This window comes from Allorhizocola rhizosphaerae (genome assembly GCF_003426775.1).
Classification (GTDB): Bacteria; Actinomycetota; Actinomycetes; order Mycobacteriales; family Micromonosporaceae; genus Allorhizocola; species Allorhizocola rhizosphaerae.
The window spans coordinates 1-7,643 of the sequence record NZ_QJUG01000316.1; the positions used below are offsets into that span (position 1 = coordinate 1).

General features: G+C 66.6%; 10 protein-coding genes, 1 tRNA gene and 1 pseudogene. 4 read left to right on the plus strand and 8 right to left on the minus strand.

All coding sequences use genetic code 11. The annotated features are described in order from the left end of the window. The coding region (locus DM816_RS44030; RefSeq protein ID WP_211589034.1) for a hypothetical protein at positions 1–193 on the plus strand (193 nt) is incomplete at its 5' end. Between the two features lie 45 nt (positions 194–238). Here DM816_RS44030 and DM816_RS38425 read toward each other — a convergent pair. Next, positions 239–700 carry a GatB/YqeY domain-containing protein gene (locus DM816_RS38425; protein WP_117215417.1) on the minus strand — a complete coding sequence of 154 codons (462 nt, stop codon included), beginning with the start codon at positions 698–700 and terminating at the stop codon, positions 239–241. Positions 701–725: 25 nt separating this feature from the next. On the opposite strand from DM816_RS38425, the gene DM816_RS38430 reads away from it, so the two are divergent. Both DM816_RS38430 and DM816_RS38435 read left to right on the plus strand, forming a co-directional pair. Beyond that, positions 726–1,607, plus strand: coding sequence for a metallophosphoesterase (locus tag DM816_RS38430; RefSeq protein WP_117215411.1), 882 nt, complete (start codon positions 726–728; stop codon positions 1,605–1,607). A 57-nt stretch (positions 1,608–1,664) separates the two neighbouring features. Continuing rightward, positions 1,665–1,741: transfer RNA gene (locus tag DM816_RS38435), tRNA-Pro, on the plus strand. Between the two features lie 72 nt (positions 1,742–1,813). Here DM816_RS38435 and DM816_RS38440 read toward each other — a convergent pair. Beyond that, a pseudogene (locus DM816_RS38440) lies at positions 1,814–3,021 on the minus strand (site-specific integrase). Between the two features lie 224 nt (positions 3,022–3,245). Here DM816_RS38440 and DM816_RS43250 point away from each other — a divergent pair. Next, positions 3,246–3,404 (plus strand): hypothetical protein, encoded by a 159-nt coding sequence (locus tag DM816_RS43250; RefSeq protein WP_162908271.1) that lies wholly within the window; start codon positions 3,246–3,248, stop codon positions 3,402–3,404. A gap of 43 nt (positions 3,405–3,447) precedes the next feature. Here DM816_RS43250 and DM816_RS38445 read toward each other — a convergent pair whose 3' ends face one another. From DM816_RS38445 to DM816_RS38470, 6 genes are all read right to left on the minus strand, one after another. After that, a complete protein-coding gene (locus DM816_RS38445) occupies positions 3,448–3,702 on the minus strand; it encodes a type II toxin-antitoxin system RelE family toxin (RefSeq protein WP_117215412.1) in 255 nt (84 codons plus the stop codon). Beyond that, on the minus strand, positions 3,699–3,974 hold the full coding sequence (locus DM816_RS38450) for a type II toxin-antitoxin system Phd/YefM family antitoxin (RefSeq protein WP_211589035.1): 276 nt from the start codon (positions 3,972–3,974) through the stop codon (positions 3,699–3,701). Before DM816_RS38450 ends, DM816_RS38445 begins: the two co-directional genes overlap by 4 nt. 247 nt (positions 3,975–4,221) lie before the next feature. Continuing rightward, positions 4,222–4,800 carry a TIGR03086 family metal-binding protein gene (locus tag DM816_RS38455; RefSeq protein ID WP_246002609.1) on the minus strand — a complete coding sequence of 193 codons (579 nt, stop codon included), beginning with the start codon at positions 4,798–4,800 and terminating at the stop codon, positions 4,222–4,224. 204 nt (positions 4,801–5,004) lie between these two features. After that, positions 5,005–6,507 (minus strand): sulfatase-like hydrolase/transferase, encoded by a 1,503-nt coding sequence (locus DM816_RS38460; RefSeq protein ID WP_117215415.1) that lies wholly within the window; start codon positions 6,505–6,507, stop codon positions 5,005–5,007. Then, complete coding sequence (locus DM816_RS38465; RefSeq protein WP_117215416.1) at positions 6,504–7,193, minus strand: RibD family protein; 690 nt, start codon at positions 7,191–7,193, stop codon at positions 6,504–6,506. Before DM816_RS38465 ends, DM816_RS38460 begins: the two co-directional genes overlap by 4 nt. After that, on the minus strand, positions 7,186–7,643 hold a 458-nt coding region (locus DM816_RS38470), incomplete at its 5' end, for a glycosyltransferase family 4 protein (protein WP_117215418.1). The genes DM816_RS38470 and DM816_RS38465, both read right to left, overlap by 8 nt.

Genomic DNA, 7,643 nt, shown 5'->3' on the forward strand with positions numbered 1-7,643 from the left:
CTCGGCCTGCCCGCCCGGCACGGTCGCCGGCACCAGCCCGTCCGGCCGCACCGTCAAGAACAACCCGGTCACGCTGCTCATCAGCAACGGTGGTGTCGGGGGCGGCGGCGGCGGGGGTGGTGGGGGCGACCCGAGACCCCCGGGCCGGCCCTCGCGACCACCCGGCTGCCCACCGATCTGCCTCCCGGGATAGCCACGGTTACGGCGGGGCCTGAGGGTGATCGCGAAGCGTTCAACCTCAGGCGCCGCCCAGTTGCCTGCGCACCTCGGCCGCCAGCTTGGCCCCGTCAGCCCGGCCCGCCGCCTCGGCCTGCACGGCCTTCATCGCCTGGCCCATCGCACCCTTGCCGCTGAAGTCGCCCGATTGCACGACCCGCGTGACCAGCTCGGCGATCTCCGCGTCGGACAGCTGCTTGGGCAGATAGCGGGCCAGCACCTCCTCCTCGGCGCGCTCCTTGGCGGCCTGGTCGGCGCGGCCCGCGTCGGCGAACGCCTGCGCAGCCTCGGTGCGCTTCTTCGACTCCTTGGCCAGCACCGCCAGGACCTCATCGTCGGTCAGCTCACGCTTTGCCTTGCCCGCCACCTCGGCCACGCCGACGGCTGCCAGCGCCATGCGCAGGGTTGAGGTGGTCAACTCGTCGCGCGCCTTCAGCGCCGCGCGCATGTCGGCCGTAAGCCGGTCCTTAAGCGTCGTCGTCATGGCCAGCAAACTACTCTTAAGTGCCATGGGCACGCTTGGAAAAGTCGCCGCGGGCGTTTTCGTCGCGGGCGCGGCAACGCTGGCATACGCGTCACTGGTGGAGCGAAATCTGTTCACGCTGCGGCGGTTTGATGTGCCGGTGCTCGCACCGGAGGCGGAGCCGCTGCGGGTGCTGCACGTGTCCGATCTGCACCTGACGCCGGCGCAGGAGCGCAAGCAGCGGTGGGTCAACGAGCTGGCCGGGCTCGACCCAGACCTCGTGGTGGTGACCGGCGACAACATGGCGCATCCGGACGCGGTACCGGCTGTCTTAAAGGCTTTTAAAGACCTTTTGCCGGTACCGGGTGCGTTCGTCTTCGGCTCGAACGACTACACCGGGCCGGTCTGGAAAAGCCCGTTCAGCTATTTCGAGAAGGATCGCGAATATCGGCACGGTGCCGACCTGCCCTACGAGGAGTTGCGCGCGGCGTTCGCCGAGGCCGGGTGGGCGGATCTCAACAACGCGCGGACGCAGCTCAAGGCCGGTGGGCGCAGGATCGACCTGGCGGGCGTCGACGACCCGCACATCGGTCGAGACGATTACCAGCCCGGCCCGGCGGATGCGAGCGCAGACGTGCGGATCGCGCTCACGCACACCCCCGAGCCGCGCGTGCTCGACGCGTTCGCCACGGACGGGTTCGACCTGTTGCTGGCCGGGCACACGCACGGCGGCCAGGTGTGCGTGCCGGGCGTGGGCGCGCTGGTCACCAACTGTGGGCTCGACCGGCGCATGGCGCGCGGCTTGCACCCGTGGGCAGGCGCCCGCTCCTGGCTGCACGTCTCCGCGGGCGTCGGCACCCACCCCACCGCCCCCGTCCGCTTCGCGTGCCGCCCAGAAGCGAGCCTGCTCACGCTCATCCCACGGTGAGCGCGGATACCGGTTTGGGGCCGGGGCCGGGGATAGGGTAGTCTTTCGACGCACCATCGGGGTATGGCGCAGCTTGGTAGCGCGCTTCGTTCGGGACGAAGAGGCCATCGGTTCAAATCCGGTTACCCCGACCAGGTCAGAGGGCATTTCCCATCGATGGACATGCCCTCTTTGCGTCTCGTACAGCAGCAAAGTACAGCAGCGCATCAGTCCTGATCCGCCTGTTCGATGCTCTCGCTCAACTTCTTCAGCGCCTCACGCGTGGACGCCTGAGTGTAGAGCTCCATCGTGATCGCAAAGTTCGCGTGACGGGGAATCCCGCATCGCGATCCGAGGATGCACGTCAAGATCCGCGAGCAGCGTTCCGCACGTACCACGAGCGTCATGAACCGTGATCTTCCGAACGCCCGCCTTGGCGCACCGAGCATGCCACGCCCGATTGAAGTTCCTCGGCTCGATCGGAAGCCCGAGCTCGGTCGTAAAGATCAGACCCGTCTTCTGCCAAACGTCACCGGCCCGCTTCCGGTCGCTCTCCTTGCGAGCCAAGCGGATCTTGATTGCCGTAACACTGATCGGTGGCAACGGCATCGTGTCGTCGGACGCCTCCGTCTTGGTCTCACGGTGCAGAAGCTGACGGCCGACCCGCTGAAGCTGATGAGCGATCGTGAACTCTTCCGCCTCAAGATCTATGTCATCCTCCTCAAGACCGAGAACCTCGCCCTTCCTGAGCGCGTTGATCAGCACAAGCACATAGGCCGCGTAGAACGGATCGTTGTCATTGCGGGCAGACTCAAGGAACCTTCGCGCTTCCTCGCTCGTCCAGGACTTGTTCTTGACCCGCCGCCGCTTGGGCAGTTTCAAAAGGGCTGCAACGTTTTTGGTCACGAGCTCCTCCACCATCGCATACGACAACGCAGAACGCAGGCAGGTACGGATGTCACTTACCGTCCGGGCGGACGGGAAGTCGTTGCAGCACTTGCCAATCGCGCAACAGCGGCTCTCGCCCCGGAACCGGCGCGTGTCCTTGCCCTGGGCGCAGCACTGGCAGACCTTCGGTAACGAGTTGATCCACGTCTGTGCCTCACGAACACCAAGTGATCTTCTTGTCTCCCAGACCGGGCTTGATGTACAGGCGCACAAACGTTTCGTACGTCGCGTAGGTCAACGGTGTCCGGTTGGGCTGAATGATGTCCTTCAGCCAGCGGTCCAGGAACGGCCCCAGCTTTGGGACACGCGTCGCGACTGGACCCTCAGCCGCCTTGCTCTGGAGCTTGACCCACTTGGCGTGTACGGTCTCGCGATCCTTGCCGTAGACCTACTTGCGGTCCCTTGTGCCGTCAGGCTTGTTGACCCACACGTAGGCCGGTTAACCGTTGCGGTAGGGGAAGATCAAGGCGGCCCTGACGAGCCGCACCGGCCGTGCGCACCACTCGCTACACCTCCGGCCCGCTCAGGCGCGCACGGCCGCCCCCTCAAGGGGTAAAAAAGCTTTATTTACCACGGTTCGCGATACGCATTCGCCGGTGCTCCCGCGGAGGACCAGTCGCGAAGCCGTCCGCAAGCGTCCTCCCACGGTTTATCTTCGGATGGAGGATCAATCCCAAGCATTTCGAGCATCTCTTCCATCGACTTACCCCCGTGATCTCCAGCCAGCCGCCGCTCGTGTTCCAACGAAACAGCCCAGATGGCGTCAGCCTGAAGCCGGGCATCATGTTGAGCGCCGCTTTCTGCCAGAACAAGTCTCAGCTCGCCAGTATCATCAGCGATCCAAACCTGAACCTCCGGCTGAGGCGCTAGATTCCGCAGTTCTTCTTCTGACTCCACGATCGCCCCGCTCCAGCTATCGATAGACCTCACGGCGATGCGCCACCCGCATCACCGTCACAACCTGGTCCTTGTCGCTGATCTCATAGACGATGCGGTATTCGCCCACCCGAACCCGCCAGTCGTTACCCCCACCGCCAACAAGCTTCTTGCAGCCCATCGGACGGGCCTCCTGTACCAACGCTATAACCTGGTGCAGCACTGCCGGGAAAACGGCACGTGGAAGCTGTTGCAACTGCTTGTAGACGTCGGGATGAAAGCGAAGGATCACGCCGCCACGCCTCGGGACACATCCGCGACACCAAGCATTTCGAGCATCTCGGCCATCGACACGGTCTCAAAGTCCACAGAACGTTTCTCACGCAGATAGAGCGCATCAGCTACGTCGGCGTGCTCATGGAGCCGCTCGTAGTCGTCCATGCTAATGATAGCTGCGATCTCCGTTCCACTGTCGGTGATGATCGCCTCTTGGCCCGAATAAGCCACCTCGCGCACCGCGTGCCCGAGATTTGCGCGAAGATCCTTTAGGCTGTGTGTACTCATATCCAACATATTACTCCAGCTCGACGGATGGCGCCAACGGCTGACGAGTACAGCAGGAAAGTACAGCAGCCGAGCTGTCCCTCCCTGCCCCATGCGGTTCGGGATTAGCAGTCCCACCTCGCGATAGACCATCGTTGACCTTGATGCCGACAGTTCGGGACGAAGAGGCCATCGGTTCAACTCCGGTTACCCCGACCACAGACAAAAGGCCATAACCCATCGGGGTTATGGCCTTTTCTTGGTTCTGTCAGGGCGTCCAGTGCGGGTTGCGCCCGAGGTAGCGCAGCAGGGCGGCGGCCGGGTCGTCGTCGGGTTGTGCGGGGAGGGCAGCGGCGTAGGCGAAGCCCCGCAGGGGTTCGGCCGTCGCGCGGGCGGCCGGCATGAGTTGCTCGGCCAGCGCGGCGGTCAGGGGCGAGGGCTGTCCAGTTGCGACGGCGACATCCCAGGCGTGGACGGCGGCATCGAGGGCGCACGCGGCGGCCGCGAGCTCTGGGGCCATGGTGGGCACAGGCGGCAGCGGTGTGCGCACCGACTGGGCAGCCGGGTCGACTCCCGCCCACGCCGCGGTTGCTGCCTCGATGGCCTTCGCGACCGTGACGGCCACGCCTTCGTCGAGCCGGTGTGGCGGATTGAACGGGTCGTAGGACGGCGACGAGCCGGATCCGACGATGGATGCCCAGGCGTGCTGGTCTCCGGCGGCGTGGAACAGTACCTGCGCCACGGTCCATGCCGAGCACGGGGTCGGGTCGTCGAGCCGCCCGGTGTCGATGGCGCCGGTGGTGGCGCGGTCCAGGGCGTCGAGCGCGGTGCCGATTACAGTGAACATCACGAATGCTTCCGATCAGGCTAGTGCGGCGAAGAACCGGCGAATGTCCTCGGCGAGGAGGTCTGGGGCGTCGCGCGTGGCCCAGTGCCCGCCACGGTAGAAGGTACTCCAGGAGACGACGTTTGTGAGCGGACGTCTTCGGCCAGCGGCACCCGGATCACGCGGGCTATCCTCCAAATAGCACGTGCCTCAGGCTGGTACCCCCTAATCAAAAGCCGCAAGGAAACGGTCGCGGAAGGTGTCCATGGGCCAGACAGGGGCTTGCGGGCCTGGGGTCAGGCCGTCGGTCCAGGCCCACGAGTTGGCGCGGGCCAGGACGGCGGGGTCGCGGGCGACAATCGTGATCGGGACGTCGCGGCTCGCGCGTGGGCCGGTGACGATAGTGGCGGCCTGGTGGTCGCCGAGGAAGACGAGCACCAGGTCGTCATCACCGTAGGTTTCGACATAGGAGATAAGAGCTTCGATAGAGTACGCGAGCGCGCGCGGATAGTTCGCCCGCATGCGCACCGGATCGTTGGACTCCGGCCCGGACACATAGCCCGAACCGTCACCGAGGCTGTCCCATGCCACGAGCGGCGGCACCGGGTCCCACGGCCCATGGCTCGACATGAGCGGGATCATCGCCATGACCGGTGTGCCGCCGCCGGATTCGAGCCTGCGGAAGCTCGAAAGCGTGTACTGGTCCGGGATGCTGGAGAAGGTGAAGCGAGGCCCGCGATAGCCGAGATCCTCCGAGGTGTGGATGCGGTCGAAGTCGAACACCGCGCCGCCGGGCCATGCGCCGTTCGTGCCCGGCATGACCGCGACCGTGCGCCATCCCGCCCGCTGGAACGCCCCGCTGAGGGTGAGCCGGTCGCTGTTGGTCAGCGCCTGGTGCCGCTGCTGATCGTCGATCCACAGCCCGGAGAACAGTGTGGCGTGCGCGAGCCAGCTGCCTCCCCCGGCCGTTGGCGACGTCAAGAACCCGCTGCGGGAAGCGAACCCCTTGGTCCGCAACCGCTCCGTTCCCGCCTCCAAAGTGGACGCGACAGCCGGAGCGGGAAGTGCCACGCGACCGTAGCTTTCGATGAAGACGACCATCACGTCCTTGCCCCGCAACGCGTTCAGCATCTGTGCGCCCGGCACATCGCCGAACGCGTCGGTGGCCAACTGCGACGGGAACACGGCCCGATCGCGGACTCCCGCATACACCTGTGCCAGCCGGTCGTAGGAGTCTTGCGACGCCAACGGAAGCCCCGCCACGAGGGCCAGCATCCACGCCACCGCCGCCGCGACCGCTCCACGCATTGTCGCGACCCTGTGCGCGCCAAGTAATCCCGCCAGTCGTCCAAAGCAGACAGTCACCAGCGCGACCACCGCGGGCGCCAGCGCCACCACACCCACCATCGCGGCCCAGCCATACGAGCGCCGCACGAACTCCAGCGCCGCCCACACGAAGGGCCAATCCGCGTACGGATCGAACGGCCGGTCGAGCACGACCGAGAACCCGAGCCCGATGAACTTCAGCACGGCCAGCAGGCCGAGCACCACCCCCGCCCCGATCGCCACCGGCCGCCGCGGCCACCGCCACACCGCAAGCGCCGCAAGGATTCCCTCGACCGGCAGGCGCACCCATCCCGTCACCGCCGTGAGTTGTTCCACCTCGCCGGGCAGGAGCAGCACGAGCAACACCAGCAGCGCGCACAGGCCGCCCAGCAGGGCGCTCATCCGCCGAACCGCGCCGACAGCGCGTACCTCAACAGCGCCACGTCGCCGATCTGCCGCACATCGGCCAGCCGTGCCCGCCGGTCCGCGTTCCATGGGAAGACTCCGTCATTGACGAACCGCCGCGCCCGCGAATCGCCCACAAAGAACGGTGCCACCACCAAGTGCAGCTCGTCGGCCAGCTGATTGGTCAGGAACTGGGTGTGCATGCTGCCGCCGCCCTCGACCATCAGCCGCCCGATGCCGCGCTCATACAGATCCTGCGCCAACCGGGGAAAGTCCACCGGCTGCCCACCATCGACAACCGTCGCGACCGAGCCGAGATGGGACACCGCATAGTCCAGGACCCCGCTGGCGCAATAGACGATTTTCTCGGTATCCCCAGTCGTGAAGAAATCCGCGCTCGGCTCCAGCCGGGCCCGCCTCGTCACGGTCACCTTGACCGGCAACGGTTTCAGCCCTCGGGCCACCCGTTCGTCGCGCCGCGCCGGCGAGCGCACCAGCAGTTTGGGGTTGTCGCACCGCACCGTGCGCGCACCGACCAGGATCGCGTCGCACTCGGCCCGCACGGCGTCGACCCGGTCGAAGTCGTCCGCATTGGACAGCAGCAGCCGCTCCTCGGTGGGGCCGCCGAGGTACCCATCGATCGACATGCTGCAGCTCAGCAGGATGTACGGCCGGTTAACCATGTGCCTCAAGGACTTTCGCGATGACCATCGAGGTCGTCTCCCATCCGGTGAGCTCGGCGCGGCGCTGCCGGGCCGCCTGGCGCAGCCGCTCGCGCAGCTCGGCCCGGCTGAGCCAGCCGCGAAGTGCGTCGGCCAGAGCTCCCGGGTCGTCGGGTGGCACGAGGATGCCCGGCAGGTCCCCATCGGGTGCGCGTCCGAGCGCCTCCGGCAGGCCCTGCGCGTCTGTGCCCACCACCGGTATCCCGCGGGCGAGCGCCTCAGTCACCACCATCCCGTAGCTTTCTCCCCGCGACGGCAGCACCAGCAGATCCGCATCGGCGTAGCAGGCATCGAGGTCCGCACCCCTGCGCGGGCCGGCGAAGGTGATCCGCTCAGCCATGCTTCTCCCGCCCCCCAGCCCTTCGGGCCCACCCCCCTTGCCGTGCTCCCGCGTCTGGCGGAGCAGGCGCT